Below are 25553 nucleotides of genomic sequence, written 5' to 3' on the forward strand. Positions count from 1 at the left end.
TTACCTTTCCACCGCGAGATCGCGCACTGCTTGTACTACCGCCTGTGGGTCCGAGGCTACCAGCCACGGGCCTTCCCACTGGCGACGCGCCAGCTCGCGGTAGGCCGCACGGGTCCGCTCCTGAAGGTCCCCGTCGTGCTCGTAGCGATCCCGGGTACGGGCGGCGTCCTCGCGCTCTCGGGCCCGGGCGCGGCGCAGCGCCACCTCCGGCGGGGTGTCGAGCAAGACCTGAAGATCCGGCCTCGGCAACCCGAACCGGCCGAACTCGAGGTCGCGCACCCACGCCACGGCCTGCCTGGCCCGGCGCGGGTCCCCGGCGAGCCGCGCGGCGGAATAGGCGGCGTTCGAGGCGACGTAGCGATCCAGCACCAGGATGCCCCGGTCGCGGTAAGCGCGCAGCGTCTCCGCCGCGCCGCGGCGATCGAGGGCAAAAAGGGTGGCCATGCCATAGACGGAATCGACCAGATCGCCCATCTGCCCGCGCAGGGCGCGCTGGGCGAGCTGGGCGTGGACGGAATCCTCGTAGCGGGGAAAGGCCAGCGTGTGCGCGTGAAGCTGCGTTCGGAGGGCGCCCACCAGGGTGTTTTTCCCGGCGCCGTCGATGCCTTCGATGGAGACGATCATCAGTAGCGGTAATGCTCCGGCTTGAAGGGGCCGGCCACGTCCACCCCGATGTAATCGGCCTGCTCCTTGGTCAGCCGCGTGAGCGCGCCGCCCAGGGCCTCCACGTGAATCCGGGCCACCTTCTCGTCCAGGATCTTGGGCAGGCGATAGACCTGGTTGTCGTAGCGCTCGGCGTGCCGGAAGAGCTCGATCTGGGCGATGGTCTGATCCGCAAAGGAGGTGGACATGACAAAGCTCGGGTGCCCGGTGGCGTTGCCCAGGTTGAGCAGGCGCCCCTCCGAGAGCACGACGATGGAGCGCCCGTTGGGCAGGGTGAACTCATCGACCTGCGGCTTGATGTTCTGCCGGGTAACGTCCTCGCGGCGCAGGAGGGAGGCCATGTCGATCTCGTTATCGAAGTGTCCGATGTTGCCCAGCACCGCGTGATCCTTCATCGCCATCATGTGGTCGAAGGTGATGATGCCCAGGTTGCCGGTGGCGGTGATCACGATGTCCGCCTCCGCGATGGCCTCCTCCACCGTGACCACGGGAAAACCCTCCATGAGCGCCTGCAACGCATTAATCGGATCAACCTCGGTGACCTTCACCCGCGCGCCCTGGCCCTTCATGGCCTCCGCGCACCCCTTGCCCACGTCGCCGTAGCCGCAGATGAGCACGTTTTTGCCGCCCATGAGCATGTCGGTAGCCCGGTTCAGGCCATCGATGAGGCTGTGCCGGGTGCCGTACTTGTTGTCGAACTTGGACTTGGTCACGGCGTCATTGACGTTCATCGCGGGGAAGGGCAGCTCGCCCCGCTGGGCGAAGTGGTAGAGGCGATGAACCCCGGTGGTCGTCTCCTCGGTTACCCCCCGCACGTCGCGGGCCACCCGACCCCACTTCTGCGGATCCTCGGCCAGCACCCGGCGCAGCATGGCCCGCAGCGCGACCTCCTCGTCGGAATCGTCGGGCAGGGTGTCCGGCACCACACCGGCGCGCTCGTATTCGCTGCCCCTGATCACCACCATCGTGGCGTCGCCGCCATCGTCCAGGATCATGTTCGGGGCGCCCTCCTCGCCCCAGTCGAAGATCCGGTCCAGGCACCACCAGTACTCCTCCAGGGTCTCCCCCTTCCAGGCGAACACCGCCGGACCCTGAGGGTCCTCCGGGGTACCCGAGCCCACCACCACGGCCGCGGCCGCGGCGTCGTCGGTGGAAAAGATGTTGCAGGACGACCAGCGCACCTGCGCGCCCAGGGCGATGAGCGTCTCGATGAGCACCGCGGTCTGCACGGTCATATGGATGGAGCCGGCGATGCGCGCGCCTTGGAGCGGTTGCTCCTCGGCGTACTCCCGGCGCAGGGCCATCAGGCCCGGCATCTCGTGCTCGGCCAGGCGGATCTGGTGTCGCCCGGCCGCCGCCAGGCTCAGGTCCGCCACCTTATAGGTCGGGGAGGTGCTCATGGGTGTCTCCTTAGCATCGCTGATCGGTTCGGGGAGATCGCTTCCCACCACCTTAGCCTGCGCGCAACCCGAGCCCCCTAGGACAACGCCTCTAGATACACCTCAAGGTCCTCCTCTACCTCCGCGGCCTCCAGGACCTCGGCGGCGGCCTCGCGTAGCTGCGCATCCCCGGCCCCGATCAGCCCACGCAGGAAGGGATGCCCATCGGCCACCTCCGCGGCCGAGAATGGGGCGCCGGCCCAGATCGCGGCCACCGTGGCCGCCGCCAGGGCGTTGAGTTGCTCCTCCTCGCTGACGGCCCCGCCCGCCCGAGCGAGCACGCAGGCATCGCGGACGGCCGCAACGACCTCCCGGGGTTCCAGCCGCCCGAGTTCATCGAGAAAATCCTCGTTGGCCTCCCGTGTAAAAATAGCGACGTCCCATGCGCCCACGACCATCCTGCCTCTCCGCATCCGGCCCCACCGCCCGGACCCGAGCCATCCCGACTCGCCTCCGGGCGGCAGTATGCCCTTGCTTTCATACCTAGTTCTGATAAATTCGTTATCAGGTTGTGACCTTACGGCATCGAGGTTATACCGAGACCGGATAACCCGGTCATGCCCCCACTCGGCACCCACGACGGCAACACCCATTCCGACCTGCGGGAAGAGGCTCTAGACAGTGACCAGGGATACACGCAAGGTGATGGTTTTCATCGCCGCGGGCGTGCTCGCCGCGACGGCCATCGGCTTCCTCGTATGGCGCTTATCCACCCCCTCCTCCCCCTCCACGCAGACCCGCCATTCCGCGGCAGCAGACGCCACGCCGCTCGATTCCGCCGAGGACGCCCGCGCCCCGCAGCGCACCCGAATCCCCGATGCCGAGCCCGCAGAGCCGCGCAGCGAGGCGCCGGCTTTGCCGCGCCAGGCCGAGCCCACGGTGCTGCGCGCGGCCCCCACCAAGATCTATCGCCCGGATAGCGTATCCGCGCCGAGCGCGGTCGAACCCGCCGAGCAGGAACCGCATGCCGTCCTCGCCTTGGGCGAGGCCACCCCGGCAACCGATTCCCGCCCCGCCGAGGAGGCCCAGACCCCCCAGACACCGACCCCGGGAACCATCGCCGAACCGGAACCGCGCGCCGAGGACGCCCAGCCGGGCTATCTTCCCCGCCTCTCCGAGGCCCTGGAGCACACCCAGGAGGAGCTGACCAAGATTCCCGAGCGTCTCTTTGCTCCCCTGCGCGAGGAGGCCACCGAGGAAGAAAACCCGGAACCGACCGAAACGGCCGAGCCCACCGACGCGGGGTGGGAGGTCGGCTCCACCGCGCCGAGCGATCCCCCCGCATCCGGCTTCTCGGAGGAACAGGCGACCCCCGCCGAACCGACCTCCGCAGAGCCACCATCCACTGCCGCACCGGGTTTCTAAAACCCGCGGCGCGCTATGCCCGCGCCCAGAACACCTCGGCCGCACCGGCGTCGGCGCGCAGCGACACCTCGGATTCGCAGGCCGGTATCCACGCGGCCTCCCCGGCGGTGAGGCGCTGCTGCCCCGCGCGCACCTGGCCGCGCGTGCACATGGCGATGGCCGGGCCGTCATGACGCAGCTCCATCGCCTCGCCCCGGTCGAGGCGATGTCGGCTGAGCTGAAACTCCGCGCTGGGCACCGGGTAGTTGCCCCGGGCATCGCACTCCACGGTGGGTTCGGCCAGGGAATCAAAGGTGAGCAACCGCACCAGCTCGGGTACGTCCACGTACTTGGAGGTCAGGCCGCCGCGCAGCACGTTATCGGAGTTCGCCATGATCTCCACCCCCATACCCCTGATGTAGGCGTGGAGCTGCCCGGCGGCCAGATACATCGCCTGGCCCGGTTCGAGGTGGACGTGATTGAGCAGCAGGGCCCCCAGCACGCCGATGTCGCCCGGATAGCGTTCCTGGAGGTCCAGCACGGTGGCCAGCACGTCGCCGATCCAGTCGCCGCGGGCCGCCAAGGGACGGGCGCGCTCCACGATCGCCTGGATCAGATCGGCGCGCGCCGCCTGCGGAATCGTGATCCAGGTGGTAAACAGGACGCGCAGATTGGCGGCCTCCTCGCCCTGGGGATCGAGCATGGCGAGGTAGCGCCGCGCCTCCGGACAATCGAGGGCCTCGAAGAGTTCCAGGGTGCGCGGCAGCGGACGAAAGCCCGCCATCGCGTGAAAGTCCGTGAGCGCGACGATGAGTTCGGGCTTGTGGTTATCGTCCTTATAGTTACGGTTAGCCGCCGTCAGGGCGATGCCCGCGGCGTTTTCCCGGGAGAATCCCTCCTGCGCCTGCGCCTTGGAGGGGTGCGCCTGGAGCGACAGCGGTTCCGCGGCCGCGAGCAGCTTGAGCAGGAAGGGCAGCCGATCCCCGAAAGCCTCCCGCACCCGGGGGCCCACCTGGGCCTGTGGGTCGGCGGCGATGACCGCATCGAGGGGCGTCTCCGCGGCGCCGAGGGTGGCGGGGGAAACCGGGTGCGCGCCATACCACAGCTCCGCCTGGGGATTCGGGGACGGAACCGGCTCGCCGCGGAGGCCGGGGATCAGCGTGCGCGATCCCCAGGGATAGGCGCGGATTACCCCGTTGAGCTTGTCCATGCGGTTGTTCATCCTCCATCTTCTCCGTGACGCCTCATGCTCCCCGCTCGGCGCGTCGACGCCCGCCGGGGCTATGGGCCCGCGCCGAGGCCCACGCAACGACCTACCAAGGTAGCATTGCCGCGCCCCCGCGCGGGGTGCGCAGCACCTAACCGCGAATGATGCCCAGGATCTCCTCCACGAGGGCGTCCACCTCGGCCCGGGTGGAAGCCTCGGCGTTGAGGCGCAACAGCGGCTCGGTGTTGGAGGCGCGCACGTTGAACCACGCGGGGGTGCCCGACAGGTCGATGGTCACGCCGTCGAGGGTATCGATGGCCGCAGTGCGGTCGGCGAACGCCTCCACCACGGCCTGGGTGGCAGCCTGCTGATCGGCCACCGTGGAGTTGATTTCCCCGGAGGCCGCGTAGCGGGTGTAGCCGCCCATGAGATCGGAGAGCGGGCGCTGCCCGGTCCCCAGGGCGGCCAGGACGTGCAGGGCGGCCAGGATGCCCGAGTCCGCGTTGAAGAACTCCGTGAAGTAGTAGTGGGCGGAGTGCTCGCCGCCGAAGACCGCGCCGTGCTGGGCCATCGTGGCCTTGATGAAAGAATGACCCACGCGGGTGCGCACGGCGATCCCGCCGTTGTCCTTAATGACCTCGGGCACGGAGCGGGAGGTGATCAGATTGTGGATGACCGTGGCCCCCGGGCGCTCGCGCAGGTAACGCTCGGCGACCAGGGCGCAAATGGCCGAGGGCGAGACCGGGTTACCCCGCTCGTCGACGACGAAGCAGCGATCCGCGTCCCCGTCGAAGGCCAGGCCGATGTCCGCCTTCTGTTCCACCACGAAGCGCCGAAGATCCTCCAGGTTCTTCGGCTCCAGGGGATTGGCCTCGTGGTTGGGGAAGGTACCATCGAGCTCGAAGTAGAGCGGGCGGATGTCCAGGGGCAGCCCGGCAAAGACCGCCGGAACCGTCAATCCCCCCATGCCGTTGGCGGCGTCCACCGCCACCACCAGGGGACGAATCTCGCCGAGATCCACCAGGGAGCGCAGGTAGGCGGCGTAGTCGGCCAGGACGTCGCGCCGGGTGATCTCGCCGGGGGTTCCCTCGTATTGCGGCACGCCGGTCACCAGGGCCTCGGCGATCTCGTTCAGGCCGGTGTCCTGGCCCACGGGGCGCGCACCCCTCCGGCACAGCTTGATCCCGTTATATTGGGCGGGGTTGTGGCTGGCGGTAAACATCGCCCCGGCGCACTCCTGGGAACCGGAGGCGAAGTAGAGCTCGTCGGTGGAGGTCAGGCCCAACAGCACCACGTCGAGTCCCTGGCCCGTGGCCCCCTCGGCAAAGGCCTGGGCCAGCTCCGGGGAGGAGGGGCGCATGTCGTGCCCCACCGCCAGTCTCGTTTCCCCCTCGGCGCGCAGTAGGCTCGCGAAGGCGGCGCCGGCCTCGCGGACAAATTCCGCGTCGATGTCGCGGCCCACGACGCCTCGGATGTCATAGGCCTTAATCACTGCGGTCACGGACTCGCGGGTGCGCATAAAAGAAGCTCCTCCTCCATCAGGGGTGTGGCGGCCGTGGGGCGCGCGGCCGCCACCGATACGGCACCCAAGTCTAGCGGGCCGCGCGCCCCGTGCCCGCGAACCGGAGGGCGCGCTACGACGCGCCCTCGTCGTCGCGCACCACGCGCAGGTGCGCGCGGCGCCGCTGCTTTTCCCCCGTCAACCTCTTGGAACGGTGCACCGGGTGCACCGAGGTATCGGCGCGCAGCGCGTGGTCGGCGGCCTCCTCCGCCCGAGGATCGTGGCCGGCGACCAAACCGGTGGAAAAGCGACCCGCCTCGCGCACCGCCTCGGCCAGGGCCGTGAGATCCTCGTCCTCGTCCATCTCGATTCCCTCGACCCGCAGCATTTCCCAGCCCAGGGGGGCCGTGATCCGCTCGGCGTGGTGCGCGCAGAGGTCCCAGCTATGTGGTTCCGAGGAGGGGGCCAGGGGACCGACCACCGCCGTGGATTCCGCGTAGGCATAGGTGAGCGTGGCTACCGCGGGTTTGCCGCAGCCGGGGCGGGAACAGCGACGAAATTGTTGCACGCCCACAGAGTCTAGACCTCAACTTGAGATTTGGATACCCCACCGGCGCGCCCCGACCACGACCCGGCCCCCGCCACGTAGGCTTGCCCCCATGTACACCAGGGCTTTCCGGGATCGCCGCGACCGGGGGCTACGCGGCCCCCTGCTCCCCTCCACCCTGCCGCGACACCGCAGCAGGGGGCGGCTTTTCGACGCCGCCGTACTGGAGGCCTACGCCCCCCTGGCCACGCAGTTCTACGAGCAGCTGGCCAACCTCGACATCGCGGTGGACACCGTGCCGCGCATGCAGCTACGCCCCGACCTCACCGTGCTTCCCCCCGAGATCGTGGCGGACGGGCCGGTGCCCCTGGGCCGCATCATTCCCGCCGGCGTGGATGCGGCCGGCCAGCCCACCCGCTCCCGGATCGTGCTCTTTCGGATGCCCATCGAGCACCGGGTGGAGTCCACCGGGGAGCTGCGCGATCTCCTCGCCACCATCCTCACCGCCCTGGTGGCCGGGTACCTCAACATCGACCCGCGCGACATCGACCCCGACTTCCAGTGGTAGGCCACCCCGCCCCACAGCACTGAAGAAAAAGCGTGGGACCCGGGCCCCACGTCATCGCCTAGGAACGCTTAGGAAATAGTGCGCCGCAGTCGGCGGCGCTCGCGGTCGGATAGGCCACCCCAGATGCCAAAGCGTTCATCGTGCTCCAGGGCGTATTCCAGGCATTCGTCGCGCACACCGCAGGCCCGGCAGATACGCTTCGCCTCGCGAGTCGATCCGCCCTTTTCCGGGAAGAATGCCTCGGGATCCGTCTGTGCGCACAGCGCCTGATCCTGCCATTCCTGCTCCACGGCCCCGAAAAGATCGTCGAGGGTGAGCTTGGCACTGGCTGCGCCACGGGGGGTGGCGTCATCGGCCATATCTTCCACGCCACGATCCCTTCTCCGTACCCAACAGTTGCTTACCTCGTTGAGATTGAACACCACGTCACTAGATAGCGTCAAGCCATATGCCGTCTTTTCGCCCCCGCCGGCGGATACGAGCACGTCAACAGTACCATTGACCACATTGGCCACAGAACTTACAGACCGGGGGTGGTGGTCAGGGGTGCTATATATAGTGGCGGCATCTTTTCGCCCCACTACCCCGGATCGGAACCCGGGCGCGCGTCCGACGCGCCTAGGCGTCCGTGGAAAACCGGATGCCGCCGTCCGGGATCGCCACGCCGGGCCACACCCGCATGCCATCGAGAAGCTCGCAGCGCGCCCCGATCTGCGCTCCCTCCCCCACCACACATCCCTTGATCCGGGCGTTGGCTCCCACCCGCGCCCCGGAAGCAATGATGGAGTCCTCGATCACCGCGCCCGGCTCCACCGTCACGCCGTCGAAGATCACCGAGTCGTCGATACGCGAGCCCGCGCCGATCTCGCTGCCGCGGCCCACCGCCGTGCCGCCGACCAGGATCACACCATCGCGCACGCCGGCCGAGGGATCCACCAGGCTCTCCCCCGTGCGCCCGGCGAGCAACGGCGAGGGGGCGATCCCGCGCACCAGATCCGAGGAACCCCGCACGAAGTCATCCGGACGGCCCATGTCCCGCCAGTAGGCGCCATCCACGTGGCCGAATACCCTCCTGCCCTCGGCCAGCAGCCCCGGGAACGTCTCTCGTTCCACGGATACCACCCGCCCCTCCGGGATCTGCTCGATCAGCTCGCGGCGGAACACGTAGCAGCCCGCGTTGATCTGATTGGTGGGCGGATCCTCCGTCTTTTCCAGGAAGGCCTGCACCCGCCCCTGCTCGTCCGTGGGCACGCAGCCAAAGGCGCTGGGATCCGCCACCCGCACCAGGTGCAGGGTCAGATCCGCCTCCTTCTCCTCGTGCGCGCGCAGCAGCGCGGCCAGATCCATGCCGCTGAGCACGTCGCCGTTAAACACCATCGCGGTATCGTGACGCAACCGCCCGTAGACGTTGCGGATGCCGCCCCCGGTGCCTAGGGCCTGTTCCTCCGTCACATACTCGATATCCAGGCCAAAGTCCGAGCCATCGCCAAAATATTGTGCAAACACCTCCGCGCGATAGGAGGTCCCCAGCACCACGTGCTCCATCCCCGTGGTCCGGATTCGGGCCAGCAGATGCTCCAGAAAGGGAAAACCGGCCGTGGGCAGCATGGGCTTGGGGGTATTCGCGGTCAGCGGACGCAGTCGAGTGCCCTTGCCCCCCACGAGGATCACGGCGTCGGTCTGCTTGGGATTCGGCATGGCGCTACTTTAGGATTCCTTAAAAAGTGGCTACTACGGCTTCGCGCGCTACCCGCGGGGCGGCGCGACGGGAATCATCTTCGCACGACTCACCCCCCTCTCACATAGTGGGACACGCCGAAAGCGTCGAGCAAAACTCTCCACCCGGCAGCCGATCCCAGCGCGATCCTAGCGCCCGCTGCCGAGCCCAGCGCGCACGCGCAACACCGCGGCGCGCGCCCGCAACCCCACCCACAGGGCCGCACGCACCGGGGCCCGGTGCCACCCCGGCAGCCGATCCGCTAGGAAGCGGTACGCGCTGGCGTGATGCGCCGGCACCGTCACCGCGGAATAATTGCGGGCCACATGGCCCTGATCGTGCTCGATCACCGCCGAGGGACACAGCACGTTGCGCCTGCCCGCCCGTCCCAGGCGATCGCCCAGATCCACGTCCTCCATATACATAAAGTAGCGCTCGTCGAAGCCCCCGATGGCCTCGAAATCCGCCCATCGCAGCAGCAGGCAGGACCCGGACAACCATCCCGCCGCGCGCTCGCGCCCCATCTCCTCGCCCGCCTTATAGGCCCGGCTCCAGGGATTATTCCGCCAGATTCTCCCCAGCAGGGCGTGGCCGATGCCGATGCCCAGGCGGGGCACGGCGCGCGCCGAGGGATACGCGCTGCCATCGGCCTGCCGGATCAGGGGCCCCACCGCCCCCGCGTCCTCCCAACGCCGGGCGCAGGCCACCAGCTCGTCGATGGCACCGGGGGCAAAGGTGACATCGGGATTGACCACGAGGAAAAACTCCCCGTCGATCTCGCCGCTCCGCCGCCGCGGGGCCAGGTGGCGCACGGCGGCATTAACCGCGCGGCCATAACCGAGGTTGCCCCCCGTATCGAGCAATTCCACCCTCGGACCCGCGGCGGCCTGGGGCGCACCATCGGTCGACCCGTTATCGGCCATGACCACGTACGTGAGGCGGCGCGTGGCCAGCTCCAGCGAGTCCAAAAGCGCCTGCAGGTGCCCCCCCGGGGAAAAGGTCACGGTCACCACCGCGAGCGGAAGGCACCGATCCTCCCCGTCCACGAAACGGCCCGGAACGGGCGAGGCACCGGCTGGCTGTGTAGGGCTCATGGTGCAGAAAGTGTAGCGTCGAGCGCGCGCGCCAGCCCATCGCGCCACTCGGGCAGTTCCCGATTCGAGGCTAGGACCGACCACGCCGGGCGGCGGGCGGCGGTGGGATACTCGGCCGAGGAAACCGGGCGCACCCGGGCTGGATCGTGGCCCGCCGCCGCAAAGGTGGCTCGCGCCAACTCATACCAGGTGGCCCGCCCGGACCCCGCCAGATGAATCAGGCCGGCCGGTTGTTCCCCCGCCACCGCCCACAGGGCGCCCGCCAGATCCAGGGCAAAGGTAGGGCTGCCCGTCTGATCGCTAACCACCCGCGGGTTGATCCCTTCCTCCGCCAGGCGCACCATGGTGCTCACGAAGTCCCGGTGACCGGTCAGCACGTGCCCGCTAAAAAGCCAGGACGTGCGCGCCACCGTGTAGCCACACCAGCCCGGATTGCGCGCGGCCACCCCGGCCAGCGCCGCCTCCCCCGCCGCCTTGGTGCGACCATAGACGCTGGCGGGCCGGGGGCGATCCGCCGGGGTGAGCGGGCGCGGCGTGCCCCGCCCCGTCGGAGCCGCGCCAAAGACGTAATCCGTGGAAATATGCAGCAGGTGCACCCCCTCCCGGGCGCAGCGAAGGGCCAGGTACTCGGGGGCGCGGACGTTGAGCTCGGCGGCGGCCTGGGGCCGTTCCTCGGCGGCATCCACGGCGGTGAAAGCCGCCGTGTTGATCACCACATCGACCCCACCCAGCACCGGGGAACGCGCCACCTGAGAGGCATCCGTGACGTCGAGGGCACTCCTATCGCACCAGGCCACCTGCACACCCGGGGGCGCGGTGAGGCGAAGACAGCGCCCTAACTGCCCCGCGGCTCCTGTGACAACCACCTTCACGGCGATAGACTCCTTGGGAGTAGGTTTTCGGATGTGCCCCGGATTCTATACCCGCCGGTGCCGCCCTGGCTCGCACCCGGCGACCGGTGTCCGCGCACCGGCCCCACCCAGCCCCTTGGAGCATGAAGCAGTGAACCATCATTCTTGGCCCCCACCGCCCACGAGCGCGCCCACACCGCGCCCCTCGCGCAGCATCCAGGCCCCACCGCGCGCCCGCCGCAACCTGGCCCAGGCGGGGTCGCGGCCCGTCAAAACCACCCTGGCGGCGCTCTCCTGCCTCGTGCTGTTGATTTCCGCCCTGGGCTACTTCGCCGTGGGTCGCCTGGGTTCCCAGCTCGCCTCCGCCGGCAACCTGCAACTGGGGGGCAATTCCGGCCAGGGGTCCGCGCCCGACGGCGCCACCGACATCCTCCTGGTGGGCTCGGACTCGCGCACCGACGCCCAGGGCAAGCCACTGAGCCGAGAAGAACTCGACGCCCTGCGCGCCGGGGTCGAAGACGGCGCCTACAACACCGACACCATCATGCTCATCCGGGTGCCCAACGACGGCACCTCCGCCACCGCCGTGTCCATCCCCCGTGATACCTACATCCGCGACAAATCCTACGGCAACCTCAAGATCAACGGCGTATTCAGCAGCTACAAGACCACCAAGGAGGATCAGCTGCGCGCCAAGGGGATGACTGATGAGGAGCTCATCGAAAAGCAGTCCACGCAGGCCGGACGCGCCGGGCTGATCTCTGCCGTCTCCGACCTCACCGGCATCGAGGTGGATCACTACGCCGAGGTCGGGCTCCTGGGCTTCGTCTTACTCACCGACGCCGTGGGGGGCGTAGAGGTATGCCTCAACGAGGCGGTCAGCGACGAGTTCTCTGGCGCCAACTTCCACGCCGGGCGCCAGACCCTCAACGGGCATCAGGCGCTCTCCTTCGTGCGTCAGCGCCACGGCCTGCCCCGCGGCGACCTCGACCGGGTGGTGCGCCAGCAGGCGTTCATGGCCTCGATGGTCAATAAGGTACTCTCCGCCGGAACCCTGACCAGTCCCGCGCGGCTGGGGGACATGAGCCAGGCCGTGGAACGCTCCGTGGTCCTCGATGACAGCATGGACATCATGAGCTTTGCCACCCAACTCTCTAACCTCGCCGGAGGCAACGTGGTGTTCAACACCATTCCGGTGACCTCCATCGACGGGGTGGGCGACTACGGCGAATCCATCGTGACCGTGGATCCGCCGCAGGTGCACGCCTTCATGCACACTCTGCTCGAGGAGGACAAAAAACCCAAGGATCACGACGATGCCGGCGAGAATCCGCCCCCCGAGGAGGACTCGGAGCAGGTCGCCGCGCCCAGGCATCCCGCCACCGTGACCGTGCTGAACGCCGGCTCCATCGTGGGGCTGGCCGGTGCCGTCAGCGCCCATCTCACCGCGGCGGGATACACCGTGGCCGAGACCACGAACGCGCTACCCGGCGCCTATTCCACCAGCCAGATCGTGGCCCCGCACTCGGAGGACCCTGCCGCCCAGGAGCTCTCCGCCGCGCTGGGCGATCTGCCCATCACGGTCAATAATGCCCTCGATCCCGGAACCCTGATCGTGGTCACCGCCGAGGACTACGCCGGCCCCCGCGACGACTCCGCGACGCAGAGCGCCGAGGCTGCCGTCCCCAGCGCCCTCAGCGAGGAAACCACCGTGGGGCAGCCCGGGGCGGACTTCGGCACCGCCAAGGTCGCCCCCGAGATCGACGCCGGCGGTGACGGGCCGCGCTGCGTGAACTAAAGTTCGCCTACCATCGGTGGGCATGGAACTCCTCGCCCACCTGCTGACGGCGGATCCGGCCCGGCCCCGATTCACCGTCTACGACGAGCACACCGCCTCCCGTCTCGACTTCTCCGCCCAGACCCTCGACAACTGGGCGGCCAAGGTGGGCAACATGCTCTACGAGGAATTAGACCTCGGCCCAGGTTCCCGCATCGCCATCTCCGTGCCCTGCGGCTGGCAGTCCTGCGTGATCGCCCTGGGCGCGCTGGCCGCCGGGGTGGAGTATGTCTTTGGCGAGGCCGCCGGGGCCGAGGCGAACTTCTGCGCGGCCGCACACGTGCCGGATCAGCCCGCCGGGGATCTCGTGGTGGTCACCGACGATCCCTTCGGCCGCGGCGTCGCGGAGACCGGCGGCACCCTGCCCGCCGGGGCCATCGACTTCGGCCCCACCGTGCGCTTTTACGGCGATCGTTTCCCCGCCCCCACCCCGCGCCTGGCGGACCTGGCCGAGAAGGCGGATCTCCCCGCCGAGGCCCGAGTGCTGTCCACCGACTGGACCGACCGCGATGGCTTCCGCCGCACCGTGCTCGAACCCCTCGCCGTGGGCGGCTCCGCGGTGGTGGCCACCGGCATGGTCACCGAGGAGCGCCTGGCCGCCATCGCGGAGGCGGAAAAGGCCACGATGCGGCGCTCCTCTCGGCCGTCACGCCGCGAGTAGGACAGCGGCGCTCTCCCGCGCGCGGACGCGCACCCAGCACTGGTACCGGCACGCTGTCGGGAGCCGGGCCTAATCGCCCAGCAGGCGCCGTTGGAGCGCCGCGTCCTTGCGCTCCACCTCGGCGGCCAGGGCCTCCTGATAGGCCACCATCTTCTCGCGCAGGGCGTCATCCCCGGCGGACAGGATCCGCACGGCCAGCAGCCCGGCGTTCTTCGCCCCGCCGATGGACACGGTGGCCACGGGCACCCCGGCGGGCATCTGGACGATGGAGAGCAGGGAGTCCATGCCGTCGAGGTCCTTGAGGGCGCGCGGCACCCCGATCACCGGCAGCGGGGTGGCGGCCGCCACCATGCCCGGCAGGTGCGCCGCCCCCCCGGCGCAGGCGATGATCGCCTTGAGACCCTGGCGGTGGGCGTTCTTGGCATAAGAGAGCATGCGCTCCGGGGTGCGGTGGGCGGAGACCACGCCCACTTCGAAGGGCACACCGAACTCGGCGAGGACCTCCGCGGCGGGGGCCACGGTGTCCCAGTCGGAGTCGGAGCCCATGATGAGGCCAACGAGGGGGGTCATGCGAGTGCGTCCTTTCTGGGTCAGCGGAGAGGTTAGTGCGCGGCGGGAACCCAGCCGTCGGCCCAGCGCCCGTGCACCAGGTAATAGGCGGCCAGGTCCGCCTCCCGGACGGTGGTGGCGACGTCCCGGCCGCAGAGATTGACGTGGCCGAGCTTGCGCCCCGGGCGGTGCTCCTTGCCGTAGAGGTGAATCTTGGCCGCGGGGAACCGGCGCCACACCTGCGCCATGCGCTCGGGCAGCGGCTCGGCGGGGTCCTCGGGGCCGCCGAGGGTATTGACCATCACGGTCACCGGGGCGGTGGGCGCGGTATCCCCCAGGGGAAGGTCCAGCACGGCGCGCAGGTGCTGCTCGAACTGGCTGGTAGCGGAGCCGTCCTGGGTCCAGTGCCCGGTGTTGTGGGGACGCATGGCCAGCTCGTTGACCCAGTAGCTGCCCCCCGTGTCAAAGAGCTCCACCGCCAGCACCCCGGTCACCCCGAGGCGGGCGGCAATATCCTCCGCCAGGGTGCGCAGCGCGCGATCGTCCTGCGCGCTCATGGTCGGAGCGGGGGCAATCGCCCGGTGGCAAATGCCGTCCTTCTGCTGGGACTCCACCACCGGCCAGGTTGCCACCTCACCGGAGGGGGTGCGCGCCACCATCGCGGACAGCTCGCAGCGAAAGTTCACCTTTTCCTCCGCCATGAGGGCCACCCCCGTGGCCAGAAGGTCCTCGACCAGCGCCGCCAGCTCCTCGCGTCCCTCGGGGAACCACACCCCGTGACCGTCGTAACCGCCGCGGCAGGCCTTGAGGCACACCCGGCCCTCCACCTCCTCGTGAAAGTCCAACGCCTGCGCCACGGAGGCAACTTCGCTAAAGCGCGGCACCGGAAAACCCAGTTCCCGCAAACGGCGGCGCTGGGCCAGCTTGTCCTGGGCGTACAGGAGGGCCTCCGGGCGCGGCTGCACGCTGATCCCCTCCTCGATCAACGCGCGCAGGTGCTCGCTGGGCACGTGCTCGTGATCGAAGGTCACCGCGCTGGCCCCCCGGGCGGCGGCACGCAGGTCCTCACGATCCCGGTAATCGCCCACCACAACGTCGGCGACCACCTGCGCGGCCGAGGCTTTCGGGGAACCGGCCAACAGGCGCACGGATTGCCCCAGCTCGATGGCGGCGGTGTGCATCATTCGGGCCAATTGGCCGTCACCGATCACGGCCACCACGGGCTGCCCCGGTGCGTGAGCGTCGGGATTTCCTTGGGGGTTTTTTGCTGCGTCCTTCACGCTGCTCAACTATAGTCATGCTCCTTATCTCACCCCGAGGAAAGCACGACCCCGCGCTGCTAGCCTTATCGGGTGAATTTTTTGCGCCTCCTCGGCTCGCGGGCCCGCCCCCACGCCGGTGCCCTCGCCGCCATCCTCGTCCTACAGACCGCCTCCACCATCGCCACGCTCTACCTGCCCTCGCTCAATGCCCGCATCATCGACGAGGGGGTTGCGCGCGGGGACGTGGACCTGATCTGGCGCCTCGGGGCGATCATGCTCGGCGTGGCGTTCGTCCAGGTCATCACCGCATGCATCGCCGTATGGTTCGGCGCGCGCACCTCCATGGGCATGGGGCGCGGCCTTCGCGCCGACGTCTTTCGCCGGGTGGCGGACTTCTCCGCGCAAGACGTCGGTCGCTTCGGCGCGGCCACCCTGATTAGCCGCGGCACCAACGACGTCCAGCAGGTGCAGATGACGTACATGATGATGCTGAACTTCATGGCCCCGGCCCCCATCATGATGATCGGCGGCGTCGTCATGGCCCTGCGCGAGGATCCCGGCCTGTCCTGGCTCGTGGTGGTCAGCGTGCTCGTGCTCCTCGCCGCCGTGGCGCTCATCATCGCCCGGCTCATGCCGCTGTTTACCGGCCAGCAGCGCACGATCGACGCCCTCAACGCGGTGCTGCGCGAGCAGATCACCGGCATCCGGGTGGTACGCGCCTTTACCAGGGAGGACCATGAGGCCGCGCGCTTCGATCGCACCAATGCCGAGCTCACCTCCCTCTCGGTGCGGATCGGCAACCTCTTCGTGCTGCTCTTCCCCGTCATCATGCTCATTCTCAACCTGGCTACGGGGGCGGTGATGTGGTTCGGCGGGCGGCGCGTGGACGCCGGGGTGGTCGAGGTCGGCTCGCTGACGGCCTTCCTGCAATACCTCATGCAGATCCTCACCGCCGTGATGATGGGCGCCTTCATGGCCATGATGCTGCCGCGCGCCCTCGTCTGCGCGGGCCGCATCGCGGAAGTGCTGGACCACTCCTCCTCGATCCCAGAGCCGACGCAACCGCAACGCCCCGACGGCCGCGGCGGCGTGGTGGAGTTCGACCACGTGAGCTTTTCCTACCCCGGCGCGGAGGCCCCGGTGCTGCGAGACATCTCCCTGAGCGCCCGCCCCGGCCAGGTCACCGCCATCATCGGGGCCACCGGCTCGGGCAAGACCACGCTGCTCAGTCTCATCCCGCGCCTCCACACCGCCACCCGGGGCCGGGTGCTCCTCGACGGCACGGACGTCACCGCGATGTCCCACGCGGACATCGCGGCGCGCGTGAGCACGGTGCCGCAGCGGCCTTACCTGTTCTCCGGTACCGTGCGCTCCAACCTCGCCATGGGCAACCCCCGGGCCAGCGAGGAGGAGATGTGGGCGGCGCTGCGCACCGCGCAGGCGGATTTCGTGCACGACCTGGATATGCGCCTCTCCCAGGGCGGCACCAACATTTCCGGCGGGCAGCGCCAGCGCCTCTGCATCGCCCGCATGCTCGTGGCCGCCCCCGCCGTCTATCTCTTCGACGACTCCTTCTCCGCGCTGGACACGACCACGGACGCACGACTGCGCGCCGCCCTGGCCCCCGCGCTGGCCCGGGCCACGACGATCATGGTGGCTCAGCGGGTCAGCTCCATCCGGCACGCCGACCACATCCTCGTGCTCGAGGCCGGGGAGATCGTTGCCCGCGGCACCCACGCTGAACTGCTGGAATCCTCCGAGACCTACCGCGAGATCGTCCGCTCCCAGGACGCCGACCCCGCCGATGCCACCGAGGAGGTGCGCCCATCGTGACCCAGAACCACAACGACGCCGCCGACCTATCCGAACAGGAGATCCTGGATCTTCAAGGCAAGGTCGGCACGGGCGACTGGTCCGGCCCCGCGCCGCGCCAGGCCAAGAACTTCCGCACCGGGGCCGCCCGCCTGCTCGGCCTGCTCTCCCCCTACCGGGGGTCTCTCGCCCTGGTCGCGGGCCTGGTGAGCCTCTCGGTGGCGCTCAACGTGTACGCCCCTCGCGTCACCGGCTACGCCATGGACGTGATCTTCTCCGGGGCCCTCGGCGCCCGCCTACCCGCCGGGGTGCCCAAGGAACAGATCGTCTCCGGGTTGCGCGCCGAGGGCAGCGACACCCTCGCGGACATGCTCGACCGCACGGACGCCACCCCCGGGGTGGGCATCGACCTGTCCCGCCTGGGCTGGCTCATCGCCGCCATCCTCGTCCTCTACCTGGTCGCCTCGGCGCTCATGTGGTTGCAGGGATTCATCCTCAACCGCCTGGTCATGCGCGCGGTTTACGAGCTACGCCGCGATGTGGAGGCTAAGATTCACCGCCTCCCGCTCTCCTACTTCGACACCAGCAAGCGCGGCGACGTGCTCTCGCGCACCACGAACGACGTCGATAACATCCAGCAGGCCCTGCAGCAGGCCCTGGCCCAGGCGCTCAACGCCCTACTCATGGTGATCGGCATCACCGCGATGATGTTCTGGGTGTCCTGGCAGCTCGCCCTGGTGGCCCTGCTCTCCCTGCCGCTGACCGGGGTCGTGCTCGCCGTCATCGGGTCGCGCTCCCAGAGACAATTCGCCACCCAGTGGCGCGCCACCGGCCTGCTCAACGGACACGTGGAGGAGGCCTTCTCCGGACACGAGGTGCTGCACGTCTTTGGCCGCACGGACGCCGCCGTGGCCGAGTTCGAGGAACGCAACCAGGAACTCTTCCGTGCCAGCGCCACGGCGCAGTTTCTCTCCGGCATGATGATGCCGGTCATGCAGTTCATCTCCTACCTGTCCTACGTGGGCATCGCCGTGCTCGGCGGGCTGCGGGTGGCCTCCGGGGCCATGAGCCTGGGCGAGGCCACCGCCTTCATCCAGTACTCTCGCCAGTTCAACCAACCGCTCGGGGAACTCGGCGGCATGATGCAGATGCTGCAATCCGGCGTGGCCTCCGCCGAGCGCGTCTTCGAGCTGCTCGATGCCACCGAGCAAAGCCCCGACCGCGCCACCGCCCAGGCCCCGGGTCGCGCCCGGGGCCTGGTGGAGTTCGAGGACGTCGCCTTCGGGTACCGCCCGGACACTCCGCTGATCACCGGGCTTGATCTGCGCGTGACCCCGGGGCAGACCGCCGCCATCGTGGGCCCCACCGGGGCGGGCAAGACCACCCTGGTCAACCTCATCATGCGCTTCTACGAGATCGACGCCGGACGCATCACCCTAGATGGCACGGACATCCGCGACCTGTCTCGCCGGGAGCTGCGCTCCCAGGTGGGGATGGTGCTCCAGGACGCCGTGCTCTTCGAGGGCACCATCGCGGATAACATTCGCTATGGTCGGCTCGACGCCACCGACGAGGAGGTCATCGCCGCGGCCAAGGCCACCTACGTGGATCGTTTTGTGCGCACCCTGCCCGAGGGCTACGCCACCCGCATCGACGGCGACGGCGGGGCGTTGTCGGCCGGGGAGCGCCAGCTGATCACCATCGCGCGAGCCTTCCTCGCCTGCCCCGCGCTGCTCATTCTCGACGAGGCCACCTCCTCGGTGGATACCCGCACGGAGGTGCTGGTGCAAAAGGCGATGAGCGCCCTGCGCGCCGAACGCACCTCCTTCGTCATCGCCCATCGCCTCTCCACGATCCGCGACGCGGACGTGATCGTAGTGATGGTGGACGGCGCCATCGCGGAGCAGGGATCCCACGAGGAACTCCTCGCTCGCGACGGGGTGTACGCCCGGCTGCACGCCGCGCAGTTTCACCGGGAGGACTAATCCCCCGGCGGGCTACCACCGCACCAGATCGGTGATCGCCTGGGCCACCTTCTTCGGTCGCGGCAGGCGGGCAAACACCACGGGGCGGTCGTAGCCGGCAAGGCCCAGGGCCACCCGGCCGCGACCCCGCTTGCGCGCCCCGCGCACCCGGTGCAGCGCAATCTCCTCGGTGCGCGCGCGCCACCCCGGCCCGCGCACCACGATGCGCTGGGTGGTCACCATGAACCGTTGCCGTCGCGCCCGGCGCAGCGGCAGCAGCAGCCGCCACGCCAGGGCCAGCGCCCACGCCCCCACCAGGGCGTTGCGCAGATCCAGGTTCACCGCCACCTCGGGGCGGTCCAGGTAGCCGACGCCGATCCAGGCCACGCCGGTGAGCACGATGGCCTCGAGGGCGGGAAAAATCAGCGTGCTCAGCGGGGCGCAGACGTCCACCACCATCCGTTCCCCGGGGCCAAGGCGAAAGGCAGCCATGTTCCCGCTACCCCTCGACGGCGCGCCGCAGGTGCGTCACGTCCCCGGCGGAGAACTCCTGGCGGCCCCGATCGGTCTCCACGATCAGGGCCCCCGTGGCGGAGACGTCCACCGCCGTTCCCTCGATGCTGTCCGCCCAGCGCTCCACGCGCACCTCCGCGCCCAGGGTGGCGCAGCGCGCCCGGTAGTCGCGCAGCAGGGCGGGACTCGCGCAATACCACTGCTGAACCCGGTCCTCCAGGGCGTTCAGGAACCCGGCCGCGATCTCCGCCGGCTCGTGCGCGAGGCCCTCCAGGACCAGGGAGGTGGCGTGGTCCACGGGCAGCTCGTCGCGGTCCAGGGCGAGGTTGATCCCGCAGCCCACCACCACGCGGGGCGCGGCGTCCAGGTCGGCGGCCTCCACGAGGATTCCGCACACCTTGCGCCCGCCGAGGAGGACGTCGTTGGGCCACTTCAACGCCGCGCGCGGTACGGTATCGACCACCGCCAGCCCCACCGCCAGGGGCAGCAGGCCAAGGCGATCCACGAGCTTGATCCCCGGCCGGTACAACACGGAGATCGCCAGTTGCTTATCCGGCACCCCCACCCAGTGCCGGTGCAGGCGCCCGCGACCGGCGGTTTGGTGGCGGGCGATGAGCACGGCGCGGTCGGGGGCGTCCCCCTGCTCCAGGAGATCCGCGTTGGTCGAACCCGTCTGCGCCACCACTCGCAGCCGGGAGTAGCTTCCCGCTCGCCCGCCTAGGTGCCGCCGGAGCGCTGCTTCATCCATGCCCACCACCATACCCACCGGGCGCAGCGCCTCTTTCGACCTCGGCGGGGCCAGCCATGCGCTCCCGCTCCGGGCGCACCGTTAGAATGAGCAACTATGACTGATCTTTCCACCACCGCCGGAAAGCTGGCAGACCTCACCGCCCGCCTCGCCGAGGCGCAGGCCCCCGCGGGCGAGCGCGCCATCGCCGAGGTTCACGCGGCCGGACGGCTCACCGCCCGCGAGCGCATCGGTGCGCTCCTCGACGCCGACACGTTCGTCGAGGTCGATGCCCTGGCCCGCCACCGCGTCTCCGAGTACGGGCTGGACGCCAACCGCCCGGCCACCGACGGGGTGGTGGCCGGGTACGGCACCGTGGCCGGGCGCAAGGTCTGCGTCTATGCCCAGGACGCCACCATCTTCGACGGTCGCCTGGGCGAGGTCTACGGCGAGAAGATCCTCAAGATTCACCAGCTCGCCGCCAAGACCGGCGTGCCGGTGATCGCCTTCCTGGAGGGCGCCGGGGCGCGCGCCGCCGAGGGGACCGCGGCGCTCTCCTTCTACGCCCGCATCCTGGCCGCCGCCACCCAGGCCTCCGGGGTGATACCGCACGTCGCGGTTCTCACCGGGCGGGTCACCGGCCCGCACGCCCTGCTCGCGGGCGCCGCGGACCTCCTTATCATGGTGGAGAGCCAGGCCCAGCTGCGGCTCGGCGAGGACCCCGGCGAGGAATCCCTGGGGGCCCGCGAGCACGCGGAGCACTCCGGCGTCGCGCACCTGACCGCGGCCGATGATGCCCAGGCCATCGACGCCCTGCGCGGACTGCTCGGCTACCTCCCCTCGAATAACCGCGCCGAGGCCCCCCGGCCGGTGGAATCCCGGATCACCGGTTCCATCGAAGAAAACCTCTCCGCCTCGGACACCGAGCTCAACGCCCTGATCCCGGATGACCCGCACGCCCCCTACGACATGCGCGAGATCGTCTCCCGGGTCGTGGACAACCACCAGTTCCTGGAGATCCAGGGGCGGTACGCCACCAACGTCCTCACCGGCTTCGCGCGCATCGAGGGTCGCGCGGTGGGGATCGTGGCCAACCAACCCGCCCGAGACTCCGGCCGGCTGGATTCCCGTGCTGCGAGCAAGGCCGCGCGCTTCATCCGCACCTGCGACGCCTTTAACGTCCCCGTCGTCTCCTTCGTGGACGCACCGGGCTTCCTTCCCGGCGCGGACGAGGAGCTCGGCGGGGTGGTGCGCAGCGTGGCCAAGCTGGTCTACGCCTACGCGGAGGCCTCCGTGGGAACCATCACCGTGATCACCCGGCACGCCATCGGCGCCGCCAGCGTGGTCATGGGGGCCAAGGACCTCGGCGCGGATCTGGTGTTCGCGTGGCCCACCGCCCAGCTTGCGGCGATGCACTCCGAGGCCGCCGTGCCCGAGATTCACGCCGCGGAGCTGGCCAAGGCGCACCGCAAGGGCAAAGACGTCGAGGCCCTCAAAGCCAGGTACCTCGCCGAGTACGACGAACGCCACCTCTCGCCTTATCAGGCCGCCGAGCGCGGCATGGTCGATGCGGTCATCCCGCCGGAACGCACGCGCGGCCACCTGGTCGAGGGCCTGCGCCTGCTCGATCGCAAGGTCACCTATCCGCCGGCGAAGAAGCACGGCAACATCGCACTCTAGGGAGGAACTGGCATGACCGACGCTTTTACCCCCCGCCTGCGGGTGCTCTCCGGGGCACCCGATGCGACAGAAATCGAGGCCCTGCGCCGGGCCCTGGGCGAGCTGGCCCGCAAGGAACATCTCAAGACCACGGTCGACCCCGACCGCTGGGGCCGCCCGGACGATTACTTTTCCCCTCGCCCCTTTAATCCCCGCGCTTTCCGCGCCGTCCCCTACCGCTGACCTCACCCGGCAAGGAGCAAACCATGCGCCTCATCTTGGCCTCGCAATCGCCCTCCCGCCGCGCCATCCTGCGCTCGGCGGGCGTGGATCCGGTGCTCCATCCCGCGCACGTGGACGAGGAGGCGCTGCGCGCCCGCCTACCAGAGGATTCCGCCCCCGCCGAGGTCGTCTGCGCCCTGGCCCAAGCCAAGGCGCAGACCGTCGCCGCGGCGTACCCGGGCGACGTGGTGATCGGCTGCGATTCCATGCTGCTGCTCGACGGACAGCTGCAGGGCAAGCCGCACACCGAGGCGGAGACGGTGCGGCGCTGGCGCGCCCAGGCCGGACGCACGGCGGAGCTGCTCACCGGTCACTGCGTGATCGGCCCCGAGGGGCAGTCCCTCGCGGAGACCACCCGCACCACCGTTTCCTTTGCCCAGGCGGCGCAGGAGGATATCGCCGCCTACGCCGCCACCGGGGAGCCCTGGGGGTGTGCGGGGGCCTTCACCCTGGAGGCCCTGGGCGGGTGGTTCATCGACCGCGTCGAGGGCGATCCCTCCTCCGTCGTCGGGTTGTCGCTTCCCTTCGTGCGCCGCGCCCTTTATTCTTTCGGCTTGACTGTCTCCGACTTCTGGAAATCCTAAAACCACCTATGTCTCCCGCTCACGCGCTCATGACCCGTCGCCGTTTCACCTATCGCACCCGGCTCAGCCGCCCCGCCTCGCGCCGCCTCGACGGCATCGACCTGGCCCGCGCCCTAGCCATCATCGGCATGTTCTACATGCACACCTGGGGGCACCTGTGGGGCGATAACCTCCTGTACAACGCCTTCGAGGGCCGCTCCTCCATCCTCTTTGCCGTGCTCGCCGGGATTTCCGTGGTCCTGCTCACTAAGTCGCGCGATACCCTCACCTCGGTGCTGCAGCTGGTGGGGCGCGGTGTCATCCTGGTGGGCATCGGCCTGGCCATCTCCCTGGATTCGGTGGGACCCATCGTCATCCTGGTTACCTACGGCTTCCTTTATATCCTGGTCGCGCCGCTGGTCTTTCGCCTGAACCTGATGATCACCACGATCGCGGCGGCCGCAGCGGCGCTGTTTTTGCCCTTGTTTTCCTTCGAGCTGCGCCGAGTGCTGCCCGATCCGCCCGCCTATGGGGCCACCCCTACCCTGGCGCTGATCGCTAACGGCCAGTGGTCGGAGTTTTGGCAATATCTCTTCGCCACCGGGCTTTTTCCGCTCATGACGTGGACTCCCGTTTTCCTCGCCGGGGTAGCCGCCGGCAAGTTCCTCTTTACCACGGATCAGGCGGCCCGCTGGCTGGCGGTCATCGGTGCACCGCTGTTCCTGCTGGGATACGGCGGCTCCTGGTTGTATCTGCACCTGAGCGATTTTCAGGAAAGATACAGCGCCTTCCACCCGGACGGGGCGGTGGCCACGGACTTCCTTCTGCATAACGCCTATGGCGTGACCCCCACCGATTGGTACACCTGGCTTTTTCTTTACGTCCCGCACTCCGGTTCCATCGCGGAGATCCTGTCCTCCACGGGAATCTCGTTGTTCGTCATCGGTCTATGCCTGATCGCCTGCCGCACCCCGCTCTTTAACGACCTCGTTTATCCGCTGCGCGACCTCGGTAAGATGCCGCTGACCGCCTACGTCGGCCATATCCTGGCCATCGGGTATCTCAACGCCAACGGGCACAATATCGCCGAGCCCGGCTTCGCCCTGATCAATCTCCTGGGCCCCATCGTCTTCGCCATGATCTGGTTCCGCCTCTGGCGGCGCGGCCCCATCGAGCAGCTCATGTACTGGGCGCTCGCGCCGCTCTCTCGCCTGTCGGCGCGGCTGCGGACGGTCTCCGGGACGTCGGCCTCCGGCGCGCGGCGTTAGAGTGGTACGCATGAAGATGACCGATATGCTCGCGCCCCCGCCGGTCACGCTGCCGGCGGATCCTGCCGAGGGCTCAGATCCCGGTGCTACCGCCACGGCCCTGGCCCATCCCGATAGCCCCCTGGTGTGGGCGGTACGCGCGCAGGAAGCCCTCGCGCAGGCGGAGGATGACCGGGATCGCCTGGTGGCCTACGCTCTTGCCCGCACCGGATACCACCGCAGCCTCGATCGCCTGCGTGCCCACGGCTGGAAGGGCTGGGGCCCGGTGCCCTTTTCCCACGAGCCGAACCGGGGGGTGCTGCGCGCCATCGCCACCCTAGCGCTGGCGGCCCGCGCCATCGGGGAGACCAACGAATACGACCGCTGCCGCCAGATGCTCTCCGACGCCGACCCCGGCTGCGTGTCCGAGCTGCTGGATTAGCCCCTGGCCTCGACCCGGGAGATGGCCTCGCGTGCCACCTTTTCCTGGATGCCCATATCCAGCTCGGAGGTAAAGCCCACGCAGGAGCAATTGATCTCGCCCAACACGTAGGTGTCGCTGCCGTCCTCGGCGGTATCGAGCATGAAATCTGCGGTCCAGATCAGCGGGATGTTATCCCCGCCGAGCTTCTCGGCGATCACGGGGCGCACGGAGGCAAAGAGATCCACCAGCTCCTGCCAGGCCTCGGGGGAATCGTAGGTGTACTTGGCCCCGGAGAAGAGCGTGGCGGAGAAGTTCTCGCCGCCCTGCGCGGGCTTCTTGTGCACCACGAACACGGGGTCGGGCCCTACCAGGAGGATGCGGATCTCGCCCTCCACGATGCGCGGCATGAAGCGCATGTCCACCAGCATGCCGTTGTCGCCCACGATGTACTGCTCGCAGAAGTCCATGAACTCGCCCAGCTCGCGCTCTTCGGTGTGGTTGTCCACGGCCTCGGTGCACGTGAGCTTCGTGTCCAGCGGAAGGGCGGTGCCGGGGGTGACGGCGGCGGCCGCGGCCTCGTCGGCGATGCGCACGCGCCAGATGCCGGAACCGGTGGAGCCGCGGTTTTGCTTGAGCACGCGCTCGCCGTAGGACAGCGAGGTCGGGAAGGTCTGATGGAAGGCCTCGACGTCGTAATAAGCAGCGGTGTCAGAGGGCACCAGATCCGTGTCGTTGAGCTTGACCAGGGCGTCCTTGGCGCCGTAGGCCATCATCTCCTCCGGGGTGGACATGCCCACCAGGCCGGCCTCGGAGAGCTTGGTCAGTAGGTCAAAGTATCCCTTCTCGCCGCCGGGGATGTTGCCGGGGTTCACGCGAGAGATGTAGGCGTCGAAGTTCTGGGAGACATAGGCGAAGAGATCCTCGGCCCACTCCGGGCGGAAGTAAACCACCTCGGAGCGCCACCCAGCCTTCCTGATCGCATCGATGATGGGCATGGTGTCCTTGCGGTGCCCATCGAAGTACTTGTCGGAGCCGCCTTCGACCTCAAAAACCACAATTGCCTTGTGCACGGAGGGAAACCCTTTCTGAGCCGCTACGGGAAACATCACCGGCGCCGTTGGC

26 protein-coding genes are annotated in these 25553 nt (G+C 69.0%); 11 read left to right on the top strand and 15 right to left on the bottom strand.

Translation table 11 applies throughout. From position 1 onward, the window contains the following. From H7347_RS04830 to H7347_RS04840, 3 genes are all read right to left on the bottom strand, one after another. Entirely contained in the window at window positions 1-624 is a 624-nt protein-coding gene (locus H7347_RS04830) for a dTMP kinase (protein ID WP_152821850.1), read from the bottom strand. Continuing rightward, the gene (ahcY, locus tag H7347_RS04835) at window positions 624-2063 is read right to left on the bottom strand and encodes an adenosylhomocysteinase (RefSeq protein ID WP_152821852.1); all 1440 of its coding nucleotides are present in this window, start codon (window positions 2061-2063) and stop codon (window positions 624-626) included. The genes H7347_RS04830 and ahcY overlap by 1 nt, the downstream gene beginning before the upstream one ends. Window positions 2064-2140: 77 nt before the next feature. Next, window positions 2141-2494 (bottom strand): DUF4259 domain-containing protein, encoded by a 354-nt coding sequence (locus tag H7347_RS04840; protein WP_186337307.1) that lies wholly within the window; start codon window positions 2492-2494, stop codon window positions 2141-2143. A gap of 250 nt (window positions 2495-2744) precedes the next feature. Here H7347_RS04840 and H7347_RS04845 point away from each other — a divergent pair, with 250 nt between their 5' ends. Continuing rightward, window positions 2745-3467 carry a hypothetical protein gene (locus H7347_RS04845; RefSeq protein ID WP_152821855.1) on the top strand — a complete coding sequence of 241 codons (723 nt, stop codon included), beginning with the start codon at window positions 2745-2747 and terminating at the stop codon, window positions 3465-3467. 13 nt (window positions 3468-3480) lie between these two features. Here the strand turns inward: H7347_RS04845 and manA are convergent, their stop codons facing one another. The 3 genes from manA to H7347_RS04860 all read right to left on the bottom strand — a co-directional run bounded on the left by manA (window position 3481) and on the right by H7347_RS04860 (window position 6722). Then, complete coding sequence (manA, locus tag H7347_RS04850) at window positions 3481-4656, bottom strand: mannose-6-phosphate isomerase, class I (protein WP_152822153.1); 1176 nt, start codon at window positions 4654-4656, stop codon at window positions 3481-3483. A 148-nt stretch (window positions 4657-4804) separates the two neighbouring features. Further along, the gene (locus H7347_RS04855) at window positions 4805-6172 is read right to left on the bottom strand and encodes a phosphomannomutase/phosphoglucomutase (protein ID WP_152821857.1); all 1368 of its coding nucleotides are present in this window, start codon (window positions 6170-6172) and stop codon (window positions 4805-4807) included. Window positions 6173-6287: 115 nt separating this feature from the next. Continuing rightward, window positions 6288-6722: a DUF3499 domain-containing protein gene (locus H7347_RS04860; protein WP_186337261.1), complete on the bottom strand. Its 435-nt coding sequence runs from the start codon at window positions 6720-6722 to the stop codon at window positions 6288-6290. 91 nt (window positions 6723-6813) lie between these two features. Here H7347_RS04860 and H7347_RS04865 point away from each other — a divergent pair, with 91 nt between their 5' ends. Further along, entirely contained in the window at window positions 6814-7269 is a 456-nt protein-coding gene (locus tag H7347_RS04865) for a metallopeptidase family protein (protein ID WP_152821859.1), read from the top strand. 68 nt (window positions 7270-7337) lie between these two features. On the opposite strand, the gene H7347_RS04870 is transcribed toward H7347_RS04865, so the two are convergent. From H7347_RS04870 to rfbD, 4 genes are all read right to left on the bottom strand, one after another. Next, window positions 7338-7637 (bottom strand): WhiB family transcriptional regulator, encoded by a 300-nt coding sequence (locus H7347_RS04870; RefSeq protein WP_370513917.1) that lies wholly within the window; start codon window positions 7635-7637, stop codon window positions 7338-7340. A 250-nt stretch (window positions 7638-7887) separates the two neighbouring features. Then, complete coding sequence (locus H7347_RS04875) at window positions 7888-8967, bottom strand: sugar phosphate nucleotidyltransferase (RefSeq protein ID WP_152821861.1); 1080 nt, start codon at window positions 8965-8967, stop codon at window positions 7888-7890. A gap of 168 nt (window positions 8968-9135) precedes the next feature. Then, entirely contained in the window at window positions 9136-10080 is a 945-nt protein-coding gene (locus H7347_RS04880; protein WP_152821863.1) for a glycosyltransferase family 2 protein, read from the bottom strand. Next, complete coding sequence (gene rfbD / locus H7347_RS04885; RefSeq protein ID WP_186337262.1) at window positions 10077-10952, bottom strand: dTDP-4-dehydrorhamnose reductase; 876 nt, start codon at window positions 10950-10952, stop codon at window positions 10077-10079. The genes H7347_RS04880 and rfbD overlap by 4 nt, the downstream gene beginning before the upstream one ends. 130 nt (window positions 10953-11082) lie before the next feature. Between rfbD and H7347_RS04890 the strand changes: the two genes are divergently transcribed. Then, window positions 11083-12729, top strand: coding sequence for an LCP family protein (locus H7347_RS04890; protein WP_370513918.1), 1647 nt, complete (start codon window positions 11083-11085; stop codon window positions 12727-12729). A 22-nt stretch (window positions 12730-12751) separates the two neighbouring features. Next, window positions 12752-13429 carry a TIGR03089 family protein gene (locus H7347_RS04895; RefSeq protein ID WP_152821867.1) on the top strand — a complete coding sequence of 226 codons (678 nt, stop codon included), beginning with the start codon at window positions 12752-12754 and terminating at the stop codon, window positions 13427-13429. Between the two features lie 69 nt (window positions 13430-13498). On the opposite strand, the gene purE is transcribed toward H7347_RS04895, so the two are convergent. After that, entirely contained in the window at window positions 13499-13999 is a 501-nt protein-coding gene (purE, locus tag H7347_RS04900; RefSeq protein ID WP_152821869.1) for a 5-(carboxyamino)imidazole ribonucleotide mutase, read from the bottom strand. Between the two features lie 32 nt (window positions 14000-14031). Then, a complete protein-coding gene (locus H7347_RS04905) occupies window positions 14032-15258 on the bottom strand; it encodes a 5-(carboxyamino)imidazole ribonucleotide synthase (RefSeq protein WP_186337309.1) in 1227 nt (408 codons plus the stop codon). Between the two features lie 72 nt (window positions 15259-15330). On the opposite strand from H7347_RS04905, the gene H7347_RS04910 reads away from it, so the two are divergent. Beyond that, window positions 15331-17073 (top strand): ABC transporter ATP-binding protein, encoded by a 1743-nt coding sequence (locus H7347_RS04910; protein WP_186337263.1) that lies wholly within the window; start codon window positions 15331-15333, stop codon window positions 17071-17073. Then, on the top strand, window positions 17070-19037 hold the full coding sequence (locus H7347_RS04915) for an ABC transporter ATP-binding protein (protein WP_370513919.1): 1968 nt from the start codon (window positions 17070-17072) through the stop codon (window positions 19035-19037). Before H7347_RS04910 ends, H7347_RS04915 begins: the two co-directional genes overlap by 4 nt. 12 nt (window positions 19038-19049) lie before the next feature. Here the strand turns inward: H7347_RS04915 and H7347_RS04920 are convergent, their stop codons facing one another. Further along, window positions 19050-19508, bottom strand: a complete 459-nt coding sequence (locus H7347_RS04920) for a hypothetical protein (RefSeq protein WP_152821872.1) — start codon at window positions 19506-19508, stop codon at window positions 19050-19052. A 7-nt stretch (window positions 19509-19515) separates the two neighbouring features. Then, window positions 19516-20277: a biotin--[acetyl-CoA-carboxylase] ligase gene (locus H7347_RS04925; protein ID WP_152821874.1), complete on the bottom strand. Its 762-nt coding sequence runs from the start codon at window positions 20275-20277 to the stop codon at window positions 19516-19518. Window positions 20278-20373: 96 nt separating this feature from the next. Between H7347_RS04925 and H7347_RS04930 the strand changes: the two genes are divergently transcribed. Genes H7347_RS04930 through H7347_RS04950 form a run of 5 tightly spaced genes read left to right on the top strand, consistent with a single transcriptional unit; the run spans window position 20374 to window position 24449 of the window. Next, window positions 20374-21936 (top strand): acyl-CoA carboxylase subunit beta, encoded by a 1563-nt coding sequence (locus H7347_RS04930; RefSeq protein WP_152821876.1) that lies wholly within the window; start codon window positions 20374-20376, stop codon window positions 21934-21936. 12 nt (window positions 21937-21948) lie between these two features. Further along, entirely contained in the window at window positions 21949-22158 is a 210-nt protein-coding gene (locus H7347_RS04935) for a hypothetical protein (protein ID WP_152821878.1), read from the top strand. 23 nt (window positions 22159-22181) lie between these two features. Next, window positions 22182-22781, top strand: a complete 600-nt coding sequence (locus H7347_RS04940) for a nucleoside triphosphate pyrophosphatase (protein ID WP_152821880.1) — start codon at window positions 22182-22184, stop codon at window positions 22779-22781. An 8-nt stretch (window positions 22782-22789) separates the two neighbouring features. Then, window positions 22790-24028 carry a DUF418 domain-containing protein gene (locus tag H7347_RS04945; protein WP_152821882.1) on the top strand — a complete coding sequence of 413 codons (1239 nt, stop codon included), beginning with the start codon at window positions 22790-22792 and terminating at the stop codon, window positions 24026-24028. Between the two features lie 10 nt (window positions 24029-24038). Then, on the top strand, window positions 24039-24449 hold the full coding sequence (locus tag H7347_RS04950; RefSeq protein ID WP_152821884.1) for a DUF3151 domain-containing protein: 411 nt from the start codon (window positions 24039-24041) through the stop codon (window positions 24447-24449). Here the strand turns inward: H7347_RS04950 and H7347_RS04955 are convergent. Further along, window positions 24446-25501, bottom strand: coding sequence for a Cj0069 family protein (locus H7347_RS04955; protein ID WP_186337264.1), 1056 nt, complete (start codon window positions 25499-25501; stop codon window positions 24446-24448). The two genes, H7347_RS04950 and H7347_RS04955, sit on opposite strands and share 4 nt — an antisense overlap. Window positions 25502-25553 lie beyond the last annotated feature (52 nt).

This window comes from Corynebacterium sp. zg-331, assembly GCF_014267345.1.
GTDB lineage: Bacteria > Actinomycetota > Actinomycetes > Mycobacteriales > Mycobacteriaceae > Corynebacterium.